The organism is Chitinophaga sp. CCNWYY40 (assembly GCF_037483205.1).
Lineage (GTDB): Bacteria > Bacteroidota > Bacteroidia > Chitinophagales > Chitinophagaceae > Chitinophaga > Chitinophaga ginsengisegetis.
Genome location: NZ_JBBHLF010000002.1, coordinates 811663 through 828329, shown reverse-complemented (window position 1 = coordinate 828329; position 16667 = coordinate 811663). Strand labels below are relative to the sequence as shown.

Below are 16667 nucleotides of genomic sequence, written 5' to 3'. Positions count from 1 at the left end.
TTATAGTTTATCGTAATAGAGATAATACAATTTCTGGTAACTACCTCCCACAATACCAAGTCCGCCCTGCGTATTGCTCCTGAGCTGAATGGCCTGTATAAGGCTGTTCAGCCCCGGATTCCGCTTTACCTTTTCATAGGTGAGCAGGAAATCATAATATTCTTTTGAGACAGATTTTACATATACCAGCACCCTTCCTACCGGCGCAATGGCTTCAGCAGGATTAGAGCTGAGGGCGGTGGCATTGATATAAAAATAAGTGGTAAGCGGCTTACCCGATTGTGTAAACAGGATGCTGTTATAGTTTTCATTCAAACCACCAATCTGGTTGTTGTCGGCATTCTCATCCTGTGTATAGCAGGGTATACGGAGATAATCATTGAGGAAGCTGCTGTCTTTTTTAGGATTGCAGCCTGGCAGGTTTTTTACCTTCTGGTAGAGGGAATCGTTTTCGCTCTTCTTATACCGGCGACCCCTATACGAAAAAGTAGTATCCGTGGTAACGCTTTGCTTCACTGCTTCCATCACCAGGTATTGTTTCACACCAGGAATAGGATTCACGGTAAAATGAAAGCGTAACACGGGCCGTCCGTTAAGCAATGTACGCAGGGTATCCTGCAGTTCCACTTTAAAAGGAGGAGGGATAGAAGCCATGGCGGTAACGGTTTTCAGGCCGGGCACCATTACCTGTATTTTATAATTTTTGCCTGCATCCAGCATGGTTTTACCGCGGTATACACTCATGGCATTGCTGGAATCCTTCATGTACGTAAGTGTTTCCAGCTGTTGCCCGTTTTTATCCAGCAGCTGTACATCTGCATTTTCCACCAGGTCGAAACCGGTGTTGATACCCGGCCCCACCGGCTTGCTTTTACCTACCCGAACTTCCGGTGTGCTGTTAGCCACCAGCTCACTGTACACCACTTCCCTGGGAACGGCATTGTTGGGAGGAAGCGGCAACTCCTGCTCACAGGCCGTTAGCAGCAGCACCATCAAAACCGGGAATAATATAAACAGGTACTTCATGATTAAAATTTGAACGTATAAGTCAGATACGGCAATGTTCTGAATAAACTATATTGATATAACTGTAACGGGTATACGTCACTGTAGTCAAAATAAGAGAACTGGTCAAAGCTCACGATAAAAGGATTCGTACGGTTATAGATATTATATACACCCGCCGTGATCACATGATGAAAGCGTTTTTCATTGCCCAGGTTTAAGGTGGCGCCAAGATCCAGGTGATGCACCGGGTGCAGGCGGTAATTATTTAACCTGGAAATGTAGGGCAAATAATTCAGCTGGTAGGTGGAGAACGGCGAATAGCGTTCATCCAAGTATCCTTTGATATTACGGCCCCAATCGAAGTCCGGGAATATTTGCACCGGCAGGGTGAAAGGCGCGCCGGAGGCGAACTTCCAGGAAGCAGACAAGCTCCATTTCGGATTAAACCGGTACTTGAGCGCCAGGGAAATATTATGGCGGCGGTCTTCTTTATAAGGGAACATCTTCCCGGCATTCAGCCGGTCGAACTGCCGCCAGGCCCACGACAGGGTATAGGAGAAGATCCCGGTCAGCTTGCCCTGTGTTTTCTCCAGCAGCAATTCGCTGCCGTAGTTATAGCCGTTGCCGGCGATCACTTTTTTCTCCCATAGATCAGAGTTATCAAAGATATTCAGCACCGTGTTGGTGGTAACAATATTTTTCAGTTGTTTATAATAGAGGTTCACGTTAAAGCGCCACTGGTTGCTCCATTGCCGCTGATAAGCAACGCTGTAGGAATAGGCATGCTCCGGTTTAATATTTTCAGTGCTGGGCACCCACAGGTCTGTAGGGAGATTGAGCACCGGCGTAGTGAGCTGGTGCACAAACTGCGTCATTTCAGCAAACGACGCCTGTACATATTGTGAATGGGGCAGCTTCCACCGCAGCATGAGGCGGGGCTGCAAGCTGGCATAAAAGGAGGAACGCTGCGCCAGTGCCCCGAAATGCAGTCCGGGCCGCACAATCAGCCGGTCGTTCAGCAAGCTGAGTTCATCTTCCGCATAGGCGGAAAACTCCGACATATAATAAATGGGCGCTTTCCGCTGTGTGGCTTCTCCCGCCGAGATGTTGTTATGATAGGCTGTGGGCGCAAAGTTGTGATAGGTGTACCCGCCGCCGAAGGAAATATGGTGACTGTTGCTCACCGCATATTCCGTTTCATTCCTGATGGCTACGTCCCTGACCCTGGAAACGCCTTTTCCTCTTACAAACAGCGAGTCGTAAAAGGAGAGGGGGATGATGGAATTTTGCGTAAAGAGGTTATAGAAACGGCTGTAAGTAGCAGTGGTGCTGGAAAATATTCGTGGATTCACCACACGGGTCCATTTAACCGCAGCGGTAATGTTGCTCCAGTCAAAGTTGTAATCATCAAACAACTGTATAACGGGGTTCTCGCTCCTGATAAACATCTTATCCTGTCCTTTATAGAAGCTCGCATAGATCCTGTTTTTGTTGTCGATAACCTGGTTGAGTTTGAAGTTTACATCGTAGAGATAATACTTGCCATAGTCTTTCAGATAAGCTCTCCCGTAGAGGGCATCTACCAATGATCGTCTTACAGACAAAGAAACGGAGCTGCGGTCCTTTACGATAGGGCCTTCCAGCAGGACGCTGCCGGAAACGGGGCTCAGGCTGGCGCTGCCATGCCATTCTTTCATATTCCCGTCTTTTGTACGGATATCCACTACTGAAGAAAGGCGGCCGCCATAGCGGGCAGGGAAAGCATCTTTATAAAGCGATACATCTTTCACAGCGTCTCCGTTAAAGATGGAGAAAAGCCCGAACAGGTGGCCGGTATGATAAAGGGGAACGCCATCCAGGAGATACAGGTTCTGGTCTGCACCGCCGCCTCTTACCAGCAGGTTGCTGCTGCTTTCCAGGGAGCTGCCGGTGCCGGGATACAGCTGCAATGATTTCAGTACATCTTTTTCTCCCATCAGCGCCGGGAAATTGGATACATATCCAACGGGCATGTTAATGTACCCGGGCTGTGAATTAACGGTTTCCTTTTCGCCGTTTACCACCACCGTTTGCAGCATGCTGCGGGCTTCCATGTGTATGTCCAGCTGCCCGTCGTCCGGTGGCGGAAGGTGCTGGAACACGGGTTTGTAGCCGATATGTGAAAACACCACGCCCAGGCAGGTATCCGGTACCTGCAGGCTGTAAAAGCCATAGGCATTGGTTTCGGTTCCTTTCCGGGTAACGGGGTCATATACGGACGCGCCGATGATCAGTTCATTGCTGTTTACTTCTTTTACAAATCCGCTGATGGTATAGTATTGTACCTGGGAAGTTTCGCGGAGCAGGAATATTTTCCCGTTCAGAGCAGCCGCCTGGATGCCGGTACCCTGGAGGATGGCATTCAGTACGTCGCCGGTGGTATGTTCTGTTCCGCTGAGCTGCACTTTTTTATTGAGGTGTAAAAAGCTGGAGCTATAGGAAACGTTGATACCGGTTACTTTCTGGAGATCCTGTATATAAAATAAAATAGTCCCCTGCCGGGAAGCAGGGGTATAGCTTTGATGGAGAATATCCTTTCCGTTGTGCTGTGCCTGCAGGAATTGAAACGGGAACAGCAACAACAGCATGCCATAAATAAGGAAAAGAGGGTTTGTTGTTCTACTGGCCGATGACGATGGAATCGCCGTCCTGTTGATAGTGGAACCCAAGCAATAGTTGTAATTCATGCAAAACATCATCGCAGGACTGATTGCGGAATGTAATCGTAGCTTTTTGCTGCGATGCAGTTTCCCTGTATTTTTCATCAACCCTGATATCTTTTGCGTAAAAGTCGGCTAATTGTGGCAATATTTCAAGCAGTGTCTGGTCATTAAATTGCAAAATACCTGTTTTCCAGGCAATGAAATTCAGGTTGTGGTTATTGTTGGCATATAGCTGCCCGTTGCCCCACACACCGCGTTGTCCACTATTCAGGATTACAGCGGCGGTATCGCCTTCCACACCGAGTTTTACACTGCCGGAAGCAACGGTAACGGCGGTACTGTCTTTCCCTGTTTGTACGGTAAAGGAAGTACCCAGTACTTCAATCACCGATTGATTGGGCGTTTTTACTAAAAACGGATGTTCCGGATCACTGGCTATTTCAAAGAAGGCTTCTCCTTCCAGTTCCACGATACGCTGGTTATGGTGATAACCGTTGATATACCGGATCATAGCGCCTTGCCGGAGTGTTACCATTGATTTATCAGGTAATTCCAGGCTTTTTATTTTACCATCGTTGGCTGCCAGTTCATGTTTCTTCAGCGACGAGCGTGTTTCCAGCCACCATGCGCCGGCAGTCAGCAATATCAGGATAGCTGCTGCAGCAGCATATTTGGTGTAAAGTGCCTTTACACGGGACGGCGCCGGTTGTATCGCCTGGTCTGTTTTATCCCAGGCAGCGGCAGTATTGTACTCCCGCCTGGGCACAACTGCAGCGGGACTGTCCTGCCATAGTTTTGCAAGTACCTCATACTCTGCCCGGTTTTCGGGAGAAGCTTCCAGCCATCGTTGCAGGGCAGCAGATTCAGCTTCCGTACATTGACCAGACAGATTTTTGGCAATTATCTCATGCAGGTAGGTATCAAAATGCTCCATAATACAGTGTGCTCTACTTAAATAACGCTCATTAATATAACAACCCTCTATAGGGGCATGAATATTTTTAGTAAAAACAGGATACTGACGGGTAGTCCATACTGCTGCAAATATTTCCGCAGCAGCTTCAATGCCCGCCCCATGTAGTTTTCAACTGTTTTGGCGGAAAGACCGAGTTTGGTGGCCGCCTGTTGATGTGTCATTCCCTGCAACCTGCAGCAGGTGAATACTTCCCGGCATTGCGGGGGAAGGTTGGCAATAGCTTCATATACCAGTTGCTCATAGTAAGGCTTTGCATTTTCAACTTCCTTTGCGTCGGGATCTTCCGCCGTTTCTGCCAGCCATTCAAAGCCCTTGTTACCTGCTTCCTCTGTACTTTGTTTGCGTAGCACGGAAATAGAATTATTCCGGACTGCACGGAACAGGTATGCCTTTATATTAGGTATGTCTATCAGCTGCCGGTGTTTCTCCCAAAGCTTAATAAAAGTTTCCTGTACTACATCTTCTGCTGCTGCATCGTCTTTCAGAAAACTATAGGCATAGTTACATAAGTCATTGTATTGTGAATGAAATAATTCTTTATACGCCTGGTAAGAAGGTGATGTAATCATTTAACCTTCAGGAAGTTTTAGTATATGAAATGATCGCTGCGAATGTAACTATCTTTTTGAAAACAATTACAGTTTACACATTACAGATAATATTTTTATTTAGAAGAAAAGATTAATATTTTTTTTGAGAGAAGTAGAGGGATTCGCAATTTTCTGCGTCAGCAATATAACAGCTATGCCTATATGTTTGTTAGAAGTTAGTTTTTTTTAGTTGTGTTTTAAACCGGGGTTGCATATGGTTCTATGCAACCCTATTTTAAACTCCCGCCATTTTCCTCTATTCTGTACTCATTATTGGTAACCCCAAATTATCCTGATCTGCCATCGGCGCGGATGTTGTCTTTCCCGGGATTACGCTGATTACACTGATTTTTTTGGATTTTCAACAGATCCCGTTTATCTTTATACTTTGCATAAAGTATTGATATACAGTTCCTTTCTCTGACGGAACCCTTCGCAGGAACTTCCTGGAACCCCCTATAGCGCATTGATACACAATGCATTACCGATCAAGTCCACGTCCCCTCCACGTCAGGTCCGGGTCCTCTCCACGTTAAAGGCATGTGTAAAGCATATGCTAAGTATGAACTGGCTATTGTTCATGCCACCTTTAAATACCCTCCTAATCAATATAATCAGCGTAATCCCGGGAAAGACAATATCCGCGTCGCCCATATTCCGTATTTTTAAGCAAAACCATGCAAGATGTCCGGACCTCTCACGAAACTGAAGAATGCATACCACCTGCTGAAGAGCATCGATTTCGCCATGCTGGCTAAACTCTCGGAAAAAGTAGACTTGCCAAAGGTAATGGAATCGGTAGGGAAAATGGATGACACACAACTGAACGGGTTAATGAAAATGCTCACCAGCAGTAATAAGAAGAAAGAACTACCGCCTATCGAGGGCGACTTCTACAACCTCGGGGCAAAACTCAATGCGGAAGACAGGGCCCTGCAACTGAAAGTACGGGCATTCATGGAAAAGGAAATCAAGCCCATCGTTAATGAATACTGGCTGAAAGCGGAATTCCCTTTTGAAATCATTCCCAAATTCAGGGAGCTGAATATCTGCGGCGTTACCTACGATGGATACGGTTGCCCTAACCGGTCGTTCCTGATGGAAGGTATTATTGCAATGGAAATGGCACGTATAGACGCCTCCGTGGCAACATTCTTCGGCGTTCAAAGCGGACTGGCAATGGGATCTGTTTATATGCTGGGTTCCGAAGCGCAGAAACAGGAATGGCTGCCGGGCATGCAGCAGCTGAATATTATCGGCGCCTTTGGGCTTACCGAACCGGAAGTTGGTTCCGGTACCGCAGGCGGACTAACCACTACGGCTAAACGGGAAGGGGATACATGGATATTAAACGGCCAGAAGAAATGGATCGGTAATGCCACCTTTGCGGACGTAATTGTTATATGGGCAAGGGATGTGGACGATAACCAGGTGAAAGGATTCCTGCTGAGAAAAGATACGCCCGGCTTCAGCGTGGAAAAGATCCATGATAAAATGGCGCTCCGTATTGTGCAGAATGGATTGATCACGTTGAAAGATTGCCGCATTGCAGAATCCGACCGTTTACAAAATGCATCTTCCTTTAAAGATACGGCCCGCGTACTTCGCATGACACGTGCAGGTGTGGCCTGGGAAGCGGTAGGTTGCGCACGTGGCGCCTATGAAAATGCATTGGCGTATACGCAAACACGTAAACAGTTCGGAAAACCTATTGCCGCTTTTCAGCTGATCCAGGGGCACCTGGTGGAAATGTTGTCTAATCTTACTGCCATGCAAACAATGGTATTCCGCTTATCGGAAATACAGGATGCAGGCGGACTAAAGGACGAACATGCCTCACTGGCCAAAGTGTTTTGTACGTTGCGTACCCGCGATGTGGTAAGCCGTGCGCGGGAAGTAATGGGTGGCAACGGTATTTTGCTGGAATATAATGTAGCGCGTTTTGTGGCCGATGCAGAAGCTATTTACTCGTACGAGGGCACAAAGGAAATCAATTCCCTGATTGTGGGCAGGGCTATCACCGGTTTCAGCGCGTTTGTATAAAATATCAATTCTTTTTTATAGTTTAAGTGCCTGATTGTGGACTATGCCGCAACTAACATTTAATCCGGATCGTTATGAATTCATCAAACAGACGTAATTTCCTCAGGAATGTTTCCCTGGGAACCCTTGCTGCCATCAGCATTCCAGATATTGTTGCCGCCGCAACGGTAACAGAAAAACCTAAGAAGATAGTACTGAAAAAAGAAAGCGTGGTATTGTTCCAGGGCGATTCCATCACCGACGCAGGCCGTAAACGCGATAACGATCAACCTAATGCAGGTGGCGCACTGGGCGGCGGTTACGCGCTGATGGCCGCATCAGCTATGCTGTTAAAAAATGCAGATAAGAATCTGAAGATATATAATAAAGGCATCAGCGGAAATAAAGTATTTCAACTGGCCGACCGCTGGGATATCGACTGCCTGGTGATTAAACCCGATGTGCTGAGTATCCTGGTAGGTGTAAATGATTACTGGCACACGCTGAGCAACAACTATAAAGGCACGGTGCAAACTTACCACGACGACTACGATAAACTGCTGACGCGCACCAAAGAGCAGCTGCCGGGTGTACAGCTGATCATCGGTGAACCCTTTGCGGTGAAAGGCGTGAAGGCCGTAGATGATAAATGGTATCCCGCTTTCGATGAATACCGCGCTGCTGCACGGGAGCTGGCCGATAAATACCAGGCTACTTTTATTCCTTATCAATCTATTTTTGATAAAGCACAGAAATCAGCGCCGGCCGCCTACTGGACCGGCGATGGTGTACACCCCAGCGTAGCCGGCGCCCAGCTGATGGCGGAAGCCTGGTTGCAATGTGTAAAATAAAAAAGCATGTAAAATAAAACATAGATCACCGGGGCAATCGCTTCACCCGGTGATTTTTTTTCTCCGTCCTTCTCCTCATTTTTTTGATTAAGTATTTATACTGAGATGTGAAACGCAGGTGCACACTAGCTTTGCACCCATTAACCCTTTGTTTCACAATTTTTATATTTAATCATGAGAAAAATTTTAATGTTCCCCCGGCAGCGTGTTGCCCTCTTACTGGTTGCTTTTATGAGCGTATTGTTTTTTACACAATGCAAAAAAGAAAAGAACAAACCGGGTAACGAAGAAGGAATGAACGCCGCTTTCCTGGTGGGCAAAAAATGGCAGATCAAAGCCATGACTATCAGTCCCGGTTTAGAGGAAGAAGAAGTGCAGGATCTTTATAAAGATCTTCCCGCATGCACAAAAGATGATTACGTGATCTATAATGCAAATGGCACCGGTGTGGAAGATGAAGGCCCCACCAAATGCGACGGGAATATGCCGCAAACGCGCACCTTTAACTGGAACCTGAAGGCAGACGGCACATTGGAACAACCGGTAGAAGATGATTTTACCGGAACTTTCAAGGCAGTGAAAACAAGCGCCACGTCATTTACAATTACCGGTACCGGCAAATTCGGTGATGATACCGTAACCCGGACCATCGTAATTACCTGCAACGCTATTTAGTCAACCAGGTCAGGAACCAATAACCTTTGCTACAGTGCTGTTTTCATTAGCATAAACACTGACAGGATCTGCATATCCTGCCGGTTAGATCTGAACACGGCTTCCCTTTTGGGAAGCTGTTCTTTTATCTGCTCCTTTCTTTTATTACATTTGTTTCATTATATGAATGTGAAAATCCGGTTATGAAACAAATAGTTGTCTTATTAATGATGTTAGGAGTAAATACAGCCATTACCGCGCAACAGCGGAAGATCCATCTCTGGCCCGCTGCGGTGCCCGGTGAAACAGCCGCCAAACAAACCGCAAAGGTAACGGCAGATGGCAGCAATAATGTAACCCGGCTCACCGATGTTACAGATCCTATCCTGGAAGTATTTCCGGCGGAAGCTTCTAACAGCAATGGCGCCGGCATCATCATCTGTCCCGGTGGTGGTTATAGTATCCTGGCCATTAACCTGGAGGGATACGAAATAGCCGCCTGGCTCAATAAACTGGGGTATACTGCTTTTGTACTGCAATACCGGGTGCCTAAAAAAGAAGCCGGCGCCCTGCAGGACGCACAACGCGCTATCCGCCTGGTGCGCAGCATGGCATCAGAATGGAAGCTGGAACCCGGCAAGATAGGAATGATGGGCTTTTCGGCAGGTGGAAGTCTTACTGCCAGGGCCTCTACGCAATATAACGTGCATACCTATACGCCAATTGATAAAGCAGATTCCTTATCTGCACGCCCGGCTTTCAGCGCACTTATTTACCCCGCTTATCTTGATAAAGGAGAAAACAGGTCGCTCACCCCTGAACTGACATTAAGCAGTGAAACGCCTTCCATGTTCCTTTTTGCCACTGCAGATGATTTCTATGGCAACAGCGCCCTGGTAATGGCCGGCGCCCTCCGCGACGCCAAAGTGCCGGTGGAACTGCATTTTTATGCCAAAGGTGGTCACGGATACGGCTTGCGTAACGGCAACCCGGCAGGGGAAGCCTGGCCTTCACTCATGGAAAAGTGGCTGAAAACCGTGGTGAAGTAAGTTTACATAAATTATAACTTTTCGTAAGTAACTTTTCGAGGGAATAATTGGCTAAATTTGATCCACTTAAAACCTGTTACCATGGGAATTTTTGATAAACTCAGGAATGAATTTATTGACATTATTGAATGGACCGACCCGTCCGCAGATACCATTGTGTGGAAGTTTCCCCGCTACCAGAATGAAATAAAAATGAACGCCAAGCTTACCGTGCGTGAATCACAGGTGGCCGTTTTTATGAATGAAGGTAAAATTGCCGACGTATTCCAACCCGGCATGTATACGCTTACTACACAGAATATGCCTATCCTGAGCACCTTGCAGGGATGGAAATACGGCTTCAACAGCCCTTTTAAAGCCGACGTGTTCTTTGTGAGCATGCGGCAGTTTACCAACCAGAAATGGGGCACCAAGAACCCGGTAATGCTCCGTGATGCGGAGTTTGGACCGGTGCGCCTGCGCGCATTCGGCAGCTACGCTTTCCGCGTAAAGGATGCTGCACAGTTCCTGAAGGAAGTAGCAGCTACCAACCCCGAATTCACCGTGGAAGGTATCAACGAGCAACTGCGTAATCTCGCAGTATCTCGTGGTATGGAAGCCGTGGCAGAAGCAAAGGTGCCGGTACTGGACCTGGCAGCCAATTATGAAGAAGTATCCACCCAGATCACCGGGAAGATAGGCACTGAATTTAATGAACTCGGACTGGAACTGACCAAGTTCCTGATAGAAAATATCTCCCTGCCACCGGAAGTGGAAGCGGCACTGGACAAACGCAGCAGCATGGGCATTGTGGGCAACCTCGGCGCGTATGCACAATTCCAGGCAGCCAACTCAATGGAAAAGGCAGCGGAAAACCCTTCCGGCGGCGGACTCGCAGCTGCAGGCTTAGGCGCCGGTATGGGCGCAGCTATGATGGGACAGGTAGGTAACATCTTCCAGAACAATAACCAGCAGGCCAACGCAGGCGCTGGCGCACCACCTCCGTTACCCGGCGCTGCACCATTTTTTGTGGCAGTAGATGGCAAACAAACCGGCCCCTTTGATGCAGATCAACTCCGTCAGCTGGCCGCTGCGGGCAACCTGAATGCCCAAACCCTTGTGTGGAAAACCGGTATGGCCGCATGGGCCGCCGCCAATACAGTGCCGGAACTGGCGCCGGTATTAGCCACCGTACCACCACCATTACCTTAACAAAAGCAGGCTTGCCGGCATCATGGGATGCCGGCAGCATTATATCCATACGTTCCTATGTCTTTTGAGGAAAAAACAAGCGAAACAGTTAACTCGTTGAAATGCCAGAACTGTGGCGCTATACTGCATTATGCACCAGGCACCAACAGCCTGAAATGTGAATACTGCGGTACTGTGAATCAGATTGAGGATGACACGCAGCCCGCTGCTATACAGCCCATAGATTATGACGCTTTTATTGCTTCCCAACAAAATCATACAGAAGCTACCCAACAGGCGGTAGTAGTGAAATGCGTTGGTTGCGGCGCTTCCACTACCATGCTGCCCAATGTAACCGCCGATTCATGCCCGTTTTGCGCGTCGCCGCTGGTGGTGGATACCGCGCAAACCACGTCCATCCTGCAACCGCATTATGTATTGCCTTTTGTGGTGAGCGACAAAACCGCTGTGGACCACTTTCAAACCTGGATGAAAAAACTCTGGTTTGCCCCATCCGACCTGGTGAAGAAAGTAAAAGACAGCTCCTCACAGCAACTGAAAGGCGTGTATATCCCGCACTGGAGCTATGATACAGATACGTATACCGAATACTCCGGTTCCCGCGGCGAATATTATTATACTACGGAAAGTTATACAGTAGAAGTAAATGGCCGCACGGAAACCCGTACCCGGCAGGTACGGCATACCGCATGGTATCCTGCTTCCGGTAATGTAAACAATAACTTCCGCGATGTACTGGTATCCGCCAGCCCGTCGTTGCCGCTGAAAATGGCGCAGATCCTGGAGCCCTGGCACCTCGATCAGCTAAAGAAGTACGATGGCCGCTACCTCAGCGGATTCCGGGCGGAACTGTACCAAACCAATGCTGAACAGGCATTGGTGATCGCCAAAAAAAGAATGGACCCGGTGATCCGTGATGAGATCTGTAATGATATTGGCGGTGACGAACAACGCATCGATGACTACGATGTGGAATACAATCAGCTTGGCCTGAAGTACCTGCTGCTGCCGGTTTGGATCAGCGCTTACCGGTACAAAGGCAAACTCTATCATTTTGTGGTAAATGCCTGCACCGGCGAGGTAACCGGCGATCGTCCGTACAGCTGGATGAAAATAGTGGGCCTTATTCTCGCTATCATTGCCGCTATCATTATTATTTATCAGTTCGCTCAATCTCAATAAGAGCGGGCGTTTATAAAAGGAAAAGGTTATTGTAATTATTACAATAACCTTTTTTCTTGCGCGTTACGGGGAAAACAATCTACATTTCCGGGGTGTCAGCTCGCTTTTGAGTTTCCTCTGAAATCCTTTGCTGTATTGTGTTTGAAGGATATTCGTTTTCAGGGTACCGTTTTTGCAAAGTTGAATGATGTAAAACAGGCACACCTATTACAAACCCAAAACAATATACAATGAAGAAGCTACTTATTTTATCGGCAACATTTTTAGCCGTGTGGATGACACAGTCGTGTAACAATACAGCGAAGAATCCACAATCGGAAACACCGGTAGACAGTGCAAAGGATATTAATGAAACTGTTAAGCCGGTAGATGAAAAATCATCTGAATTTGCGGTAGAGGCTGCGAATGGTAGTATGATGGAAGTAGAAATGGGTAAGCTGGCACAGGAGAAAGCTCAGAATACAAGGGTAAAGGCTTTTGCTACCATGATGGTAAACGATCACTCCAAAGCAGTGGATGAATTAAAGGCGCTGGCCGGAACAAAGGGGATCACTTTACCGGCAGAATTATCTACAGAAACAAAGAAACATATTGAGGATCTGGGTAAGAAAACCGGTAAGGAGTTCGACAAAGACTATATGAGTATGATGGTAGACGACCACGATAAAGACGTGAATAAATTTGAGAAAGCAGGAGATAATGTAACAGACGAAGACCTGAAAACCTGGGCCAGAAATACATTGCCTACACTGAAGGCGCACCAGGATTCCGCGAAAGCAATTAAAGATGCTTTGAAAAAATAATTATCCGTGAATGTAGAGAATAGCAACCGTAGCTTCAAGGGCCAGCTCCTTGAAGCTTTTTTTTAGTGCGGCAGTTTCGGCTTTAACGCACCATATATCCAGGTGCCTGCAATAGCACTCAGTAATGTAACACCCACTACGGTGAAGCCAGCGCCGATCTGCGCAAACAACGGACCCGGACAAGCCCCGGTGATGGCCCATCCCACGCCAAAGAGCAACCCTCCGAAAATCTGTCCCTTATTAAAAGTTTTAGGCGCTACCGAAATAGGTTCGCCCTGGATGGTTTTGATCTTAAACCGTTTGATCAGTTGCAGGGAAATGATTCCTGTAACTACTGCGGTGCCAATCACGCCATACATGTGAAAGGAAGTAAGCTGAAACATTTCCTGGATACGGAACCAGCTGATCACCTGCGCCTTTACCAGTACAATACCAAAGAAAGTTCCTGCTACCAGGTACCTGATATTTTTCATGTTAGTTCAGCCATTTAAAAAGGTAAGGAATAAGCAGGTTGGCGCTGAAGAAGCCACCGGCCATAAAACAACACGTAGCCACCAGTGATGGCCATTGTAAATTAGACAGTCCCATAATAGAGTGACCGGACGTACAACCGCCGGCATAACGGGTACCAAAGCCCACCAGCAAACCGCCAATAACAAAGAATACCAGTCCTTTCCAGGTAAACACGTTGGACCAGCTGAATATTTCCGGCGGTAGCAAAGCCGAATAATCATGCACGCCGTAAGTGGCCAGCCGGGCCTGTGTAGCCGCTGCCACCTGGATATCGTTGCCATCCTGCAGGTAATGCCCCGCAATAAATCCACCCAGTAAAATGCCGGCTACAAAGAAGAGGTTCCACGCTTCTTTTTTCCAGTCGTATTTAAAGAAGGAGATATCCGCCGGGAAACATGCCGCACAGATATGCCGCAGCGAGGAAGAAATGCCAAACGCCTTATTGCCCAACAGCAGCAGCACGGGCACTGTAAGGCCAATCAGCAACCCCGATACCGACCAATGCCAGGGTTGCTGAATGAATTTCAAAAATTGCATAGAAAAGGAATTTAGGAGATGATAAAGTTATAAAAGGTCATTGTATTCAGGATGTCTTTTCATATAGGCATTCACGTAGGGACAGTAAGGTTTTACTTTCAGGTGGTTTTCCCGGGCATATTCCAGTACGTATTTGGCCAGTTGTCCGGCGATGCCGCGGCCTTCCAGTTCCGGTGGCACTTCTGTATGCATAAAGGCAATGCCGCCGGGGAACAGGGTATAGGCTACCAGTGCGGTATGGCCTTCCACTTCCGTTTCAAACTGTTTCTTTGCAATGTTGTTCCTGATGGTGAGTTCCATATAAAGGTTAATTAGGATTTGTCTGAGAAATTGATTTTAGTATGTGTGCCATTCTATTCCTCCACGCCGCCCTGTTTCTCCACGTCTGCATTCATAAAAAAGCTCAGCGCGCCGGAAGGGCAATGTTTGATCTGCGATACAATCTGTTCAGTGGTGGCTCCCTGCGCATTAATCCAGGGCTTTTGGTTTGGATTGAATACGGCTGGCAGCCCGTGAAAACACATCTCCGAATGGATGCACACATTTGGCTTCCATACAATGGTTACCTCTCCGTTGGAGTAGTGTTTGGTGATGTCTTTCATCTTTATACGGCTTTTGTGTTCATAATAATGGGATGGCTCAATACTTTATGAATAGGGCAGGAGCGGGCTATCTGCTCCAGCCTGGCTATCTGTTCTTCACTGAGATCACCGGTAAAGTGCATGTCTATATCAATAACGGTGGTAAGCGGGTCCGGCTTCGCCGCGCTGTTAAAGCGCAGCTCAATTTCAATGTTCTCTACGGGCCACTTCTTCCTGTCGGCGTACATTTTAAGCGTGATAGCGGTGCAGGAGCCCAGGCTGCTCAGCAGTAATTCCCCGGGCTGGGGACCGGTATCGTCGCCACCGGCTTCTATTGGCTCGTCTGCCAGCCAGCGGTGGTCTCTTGTATCTATTGACACCTGGTAAGGGCGGCCGGATAAACTGACTCTAACTTCCTGGTCCATATATTTTTTTTACTGAAAATTATCTTTCATCCATTCTGCTGCCAAAGTAATATCGCGTTGTACCAGGTTATGACCGGCAGGAATATCGAATGTACTTACTTTAAAGCCATTGCTGTTAAGCAGGGTGGCATAAGCGGCCGTGGCTGCGGGATCTACGGTGCCGTCCTGTGTGCCGGCGCTCATAAATACGGGCTGTTGCCGCAGTGTTTCGAAGCTGTCTTCTATACCGCCCAATGGTTGCATAGGACGGAACAATACCGCGCCGGCCAGCAGCTCCGGGTATAAGATAAGCACGGCGCCTGCAATATTGGCTCCGTTGGAATAGCCAACAGCAATCAGTTTATTGATGTCGAAGCCTTCTTTAGTGGCTAGCTCTTTCAGGAAATGCACCATTTCATGCGTCCTGAAATGTACATCTTCTTCGTCAAATACGCCCATGCCTAAACGACGGAAGAACCGTGGCATGCCGTGTTCCTGTACATTGCCTCTCAGGCTGAGGATATTGAAACCTTTTCCCAGTGATCCTGCCAGTGGTAATAAATCCCGTTCGTCTCCGCCGGTGCCATGCAACAGCAGTAGCGTATAGGCGGTGGGGTTACCCACCGCTTCGTATACATACTGCATAGGTTTAAAATCCATATCAGTCCAGTTTAATCAGTTTTTTCACAATCTCATCCCGCTGCGACTCGTACTGCGGCGGCAACATCAGGTGTGTGCCCAGTTCGGCTGCCGGCTCATCTACGGTGAAGCCAGGTACATCGGTAGCCAGTTCAAACAACACGCCGCCCGGCTCCCGGAAGTAAACAGACCGGAAATATTTACGGTCCAGCTGCGGCGTAACGTTTAGGCCACGGTCTTCCAGCAACTGACGGTAGTGCATTTGCATATCGTCGTCTTTCATCCGGAAAGCAATGTGGTGCACACTTCCGCCGGCAACATGCCCGCGGGATTCTCCTTTGGCTTCTACCAGGTCAATATAATTGGCGGTATCACCAGCCGGACTCACAAAGCGGTAACGGTTGGTATGATGCTTATCCAGTTTGTAACCAAACACTGATACCAGCAGGTCGGCAGTAGGCTGCACATCTTCCAGCGTAAGGGTAACATGATGGAATCCACGGGTAGCATTTTCTTCGCCCACTTCATTGGTTACCCACGGTGTGCGGTTGTCCGGCTTTTCCGGAACAGTCAGTTCCACTTTCAATCCATCGGGGTCAATAAAGGTGAGGTATATTTCCCCGAATTTGGAAGATGGTTTATTATAGATGATGTTCTCTTTTTCAAATCTTTTTAACCAGAAGTCAATGCTGCCTTCCGGAATGCTATAGCCTACCTCGGTAGCCATGTGGGTACCTCTGCGGCCGGCCATAATATCTTCCCAGGGGAAGAAAGTGAGGATAGTACCGGGCGTGCCGGTTTCATCTCCATAATAAAAATGATAGGTGTGGGGATCATCAAAGTTCACCGTTTTCTTTACAAAACGTAATCCCATCACACGGGTATAAAAATCAAAGTTCTTCTTCGCATTGCCTGAAATGGCCGTGATATGATGCAGGCCGGTTATTTCATTCATAATTCCCCCT

18 protein-coding genes are annotated in these 16667 nt (G+C 47.7%); 7 read left to right on the top strand and 11 right to left on the bottom strand.

From position 1 onward, the window contains the following. From V7S65_RS09095 to V7S65_RS09080, 4 genes are read right to left on the bottom strand one after another with little or no spacing between them, the layout of a single operon-like run. Positions 1 to 1026: a DUF4249 family protein gene (locus tag V7S65_RS09095; protein ID WP_079472000.1), complete on the bottom strand. Its 1026-nt coding sequence runs from the start codon at positions 1024 to 1026 to the stop codon at positions 1 to 3. 2 nt (positions 1027 to 1028) lie between these two features. After that, entirely contained in the window at positions 1029 to 3635 is a 2607-nt protein-coding gene (locus V7S65_RS09090) for a TonB-dependent receptor (protein WP_168771362.1), read from the bottom strand. Between the two features lie 31 nt (positions 3636 to 3666). Further along, the gene (locus tag V7S65_RS09085; protein WP_111578244.1) at positions 3667 to 4644 is read right to left on the bottom strand and encodes a FecR domain-containing protein; all 978 of its coding nucleotides are present in this window, start codon (positions 4642 to 4644) and stop codon (positions 3667 to 3669) included. A 47-nt stretch (positions 4645 to 4691) separates the two neighbouring features. Continuing rightward, positions 4692 to 5255, bottom strand: a complete 564-nt coding sequence (locus tag V7S65_RS09080; RefSeq protein ID WP_079471997.1) for an RNA polymerase sigma-70 factor — start codon at positions 5253 to 5255, stop codon at positions 4692 to 4694. Positions 5256 to 5960: 705 nt separating this feature from the next. Here V7S65_RS09080 and V7S65_RS09075 point away from each other — a divergent pair. From V7S65_RS09075 to V7S65_RS09045, 7 genes are all read left to right on the top strand, one after another. Next, the gene (locus V7S65_RS09075) at positions 5961 to 7319 is read left to right on the top strand and encodes an acyl-CoA dehydrogenase family protein (protein ID WP_336388496.1); all 1359 of its coding nucleotides are present in this window, start codon (positions 5961 to 5963) and stop codon (positions 7317 to 7319) included. A 74-nt stretch (positions 7320 to 7393) separates the two neighbouring features. After that, the gene (locus tag V7S65_RS09070) at positions 7394 to 8149 is read left to right on the top strand and encodes an SGNH/GDSL hydrolase family protein (RefSeq protein ID WP_336388497.1); all 756 of its coding nucleotides are present in this window, start codon (positions 7394 to 7396) and stop codon (positions 8147 to 8149) included. Positions 8150 to 8323: 174 nt separating this feature from the next. Further along, a complete protein-coding gene (locus V7S65_RS09065; RefSeq protein WP_336388498.1) occupies positions 8324 to 8824 on the top strand; it encodes a hypothetical protein in 501 nt (166 codons plus the stop codon). Between the two features lie 182 nt (positions 8825 to 9006). Beyond that, the gene (locus V7S65_RS09060; protein ID WP_336388499.1) at positions 9007 to 9852 is read left to right on the top strand and encodes an alpha/beta hydrolase; all 846 of its coding nucleotides are present in this window, start codon (positions 9007 to 9009) and stop codon (positions 9850 to 9852) included. A gap of 81 nt (positions 9853 to 9933) precedes the next feature. Continuing rightward, a complete protein-coding gene (locus V7S65_RS09055; protein ID WP_336388500.1) occupies positions 9934 to 11043 on the top strand; it encodes an SPFH domain-containing protein in 1110 nt (369 codons plus the stop codon). Positions 11044 to 11100: 57 nt separating this feature from the next. Continuing rightward, on the top strand, positions 11101 to 12225 hold the full coding sequence (locus V7S65_RS09050; RefSeq protein ID WP_168771361.1) for a zinc finger domain-containing protein: 1125 nt from the start codon (positions 11101 to 11103) through the stop codon (positions 12223 to 12225). A gap of 230 nt (positions 12226 to 12455) precedes the next feature. Next, entirely contained in the window at positions 12456 to 13028 is a 573-nt protein-coding gene (locus V7S65_RS09045; RefSeq protein WP_336388501.1) for a DUF4142 domain-containing protein, read from the top strand. Between the two features lie 62 nt (positions 13029 to 13090). Here the strand turns inward: V7S65_RS09045 and V7S65_RS09040 are convergent, their stop codons facing one another. From V7S65_RS09040 to V7S65_RS09010, 7 genes are read right to left on the bottom strand one after another with little or no spacing between them, the layout of a single operon-like run. Beyond that, positions 13091 to 13501: a DUF6691 family protein gene (locus V7S65_RS09040; RefSeq protein ID WP_336388502.1), complete on the bottom strand. Its 411-nt coding sequence runs from the start codon at positions 13499 to 13501 to the stop codon at positions 13091 to 13093. 1 nt (position 13502) lies between these two features. Further along, entirely contained in the window at positions 13503 to 14078 is a 576-nt protein-coding gene (locus V7S65_RS09035) for a YeeE/YedE family protein (RefSeq protein WP_079471988.1), read from the bottom strand. A 27-nt stretch (positions 14079 to 14105) separates the two neighbouring features. Beyond that, positions 14106 to 14378 (bottom strand): GNAT family N-acetyltransferase, encoded by a 273-nt coding sequence (locus tag V7S65_RS09030; protein WP_079471987.1) that lies wholly within the window; start codon positions 14376 to 14378, stop codon positions 14106 to 14108. Between the two features lie 53 nt (positions 14379 to 14431). Then, the gene (locus V7S65_RS09025) at positions 14432 to 14680 is read right to left on the bottom strand and encodes a (4Fe-4S)-binding protein (RefSeq protein ID WP_111578237.1); all 249 of its coding nucleotides are present in this window, start codon (positions 14678 to 14680) and stop codon (positions 14432 to 14434) included. Positions 14681 to 14682: 2 nt separating this feature from the next. Then, positions 14683 to 15084, bottom strand: a complete 402-nt coding sequence (locus V7S65_RS09020) for an OsmC family protein (protein WP_079471985.1) — start codon at positions 15082 to 15084, stop codon at positions 14683 to 14685. A gap of 9 nt (positions 15085 to 15093) precedes the next feature. Then, positions 15094 to 15723 (bottom strand): alpha/beta hydrolase, encoded by a 630-nt coding sequence (locus V7S65_RS09015; protein ID WP_111578236.1) that lies wholly within the window; start codon positions 15721 to 15723, stop codon positions 15094 to 15096. Between the two features lies 1 nt (position 15724). Further along, a complete protein-coding gene (locus V7S65_RS09010) occupies positions 15725 to 16657 on the bottom strand; it encodes a ring-cleaving dioxygenase (RefSeq protein ID WP_235016001.1) in 933 nt (310 codons plus the stop codon). Positions 16658 to 16667: the final 10 nt, after the last annotated feature.

Coding starts and splice junctions, on each gene's coding strand:
- V7S65_RS09095 (WP_079472000.1), bottom strand. CDS start 1,026: ATGAAGTACCTGTTTATATTATTCCCGGTTTTGATGGTGCTGCTGCTA.
- V7S65_RS09090 (WP_168771362.1), bottom strand. CDS start 3,635: ATGCTGTTGTTGCTGTTCCCGTTTCAATTCCTGCAGGCACAGCACAAC.
- V7S65_RS09085 (WP_111578244.1), bottom strand. CDS start 4,644: ATGGAGCATTTTGATACCTACCTGCATGAGATAATTGCCAAAAATCTG.
- V7S65_RS09080 (WP_079471997.1), bottom strand. CDS start 5,255: ATGATTACATCACCTTCTTACCAGGCGTATAAAGAATTATTTCATTCA.
- V7S65_RS09075 (WP_336388496.1), top strand. CDS start 5,961: ATGTCCGGACCTCTCACGAAACTGAAGAATGCATACCACCTGCTGAAG.
- V7S65_RS09070 (WP_336388497.1), top strand. CDS start 7,394: ATGAATTCATCAAACAGACGTAATTTCCTCAGGAATGTTTCCCTGGGA.
- V7S65_RS09065 (WP_336388498.1), top strand. CDS start 8,324: ATGAGAAAAATTTTAATGTTCCCCCGGCAGCGTGTTGCCCTCTTACTG.
- V7S65_RS09060 (WP_336388499.1), top strand. CDS start 9,007: ATGAAACAAATAGTTGTCTTATTAATGATGTTAGGAGTAAATACAGCC.
- V7S65_RS09055 (WP_336388500.1), top strand. CDS start 9,934: ATGGGAATTTTTGATAAACTCAGGAATGAATTTATTGACATTATTGAA.
- V7S65_RS09050 (WP_168771361.1), top strand. CDS start 11,101: ATGTCTTTTGAGGAAAAAACAAGCGAAACAGTTAACTCGTTGAAATGC.
- V7S65_RS09045 (WP_336388501.1), top strand. CDS start 12,456: ATGAAGAAGCTACTTATTTTATCGGCAACATTTTTAGCCGTGTGGATG.
- V7S65_RS09040 (WP_336388502.1), bottom strand. CDS start 13,501: ATGAAAAATATCAGGTACCTGGTAGCAGGAACTTTCTTTGGTATTGTA.
- V7S65_RS09035 (WP_079471988.1), bottom strand. CDS start 14,078: ATGCAATTTTTGAAATTCATTCAGCAACCCTGGCATTGGTCGGTATCG.
- V7S65_RS09030 (WP_079471987.1), bottom strand. CDS start 14,378: ATGGAACTCACCATCAGGAACAACATTGCAAAGAAACAGTTTGAAACG.
- V7S65_RS09025 (WP_111578237.1), bottom strand. CDS start 14,680: ATGAAAGACATCACCAAACACTACTCCAACGGAGAGGTAACCATTGTA.
- V7S65_RS09020 (WP_079471985.1), bottom strand. CDS start 15,084: ATGGACCAGGAAGTTAGAGTCAGTTTATCCGGCCGCCCTTACCAGGTG.
- V7S65_RS09015 (WP_111578236.1), bottom strand. CDS start 15,723: ATGGATTTTAAACCTATGCAGTATGTATACGAAGCGGTGGGTAACCCC.
- V7S65_RS09010 (WP_235016001.1), bottom strand. CDS start 16,657: ATGAATGAAATAACCGGCCTGCATCATATCACGGCCATTTCAGGCAAT.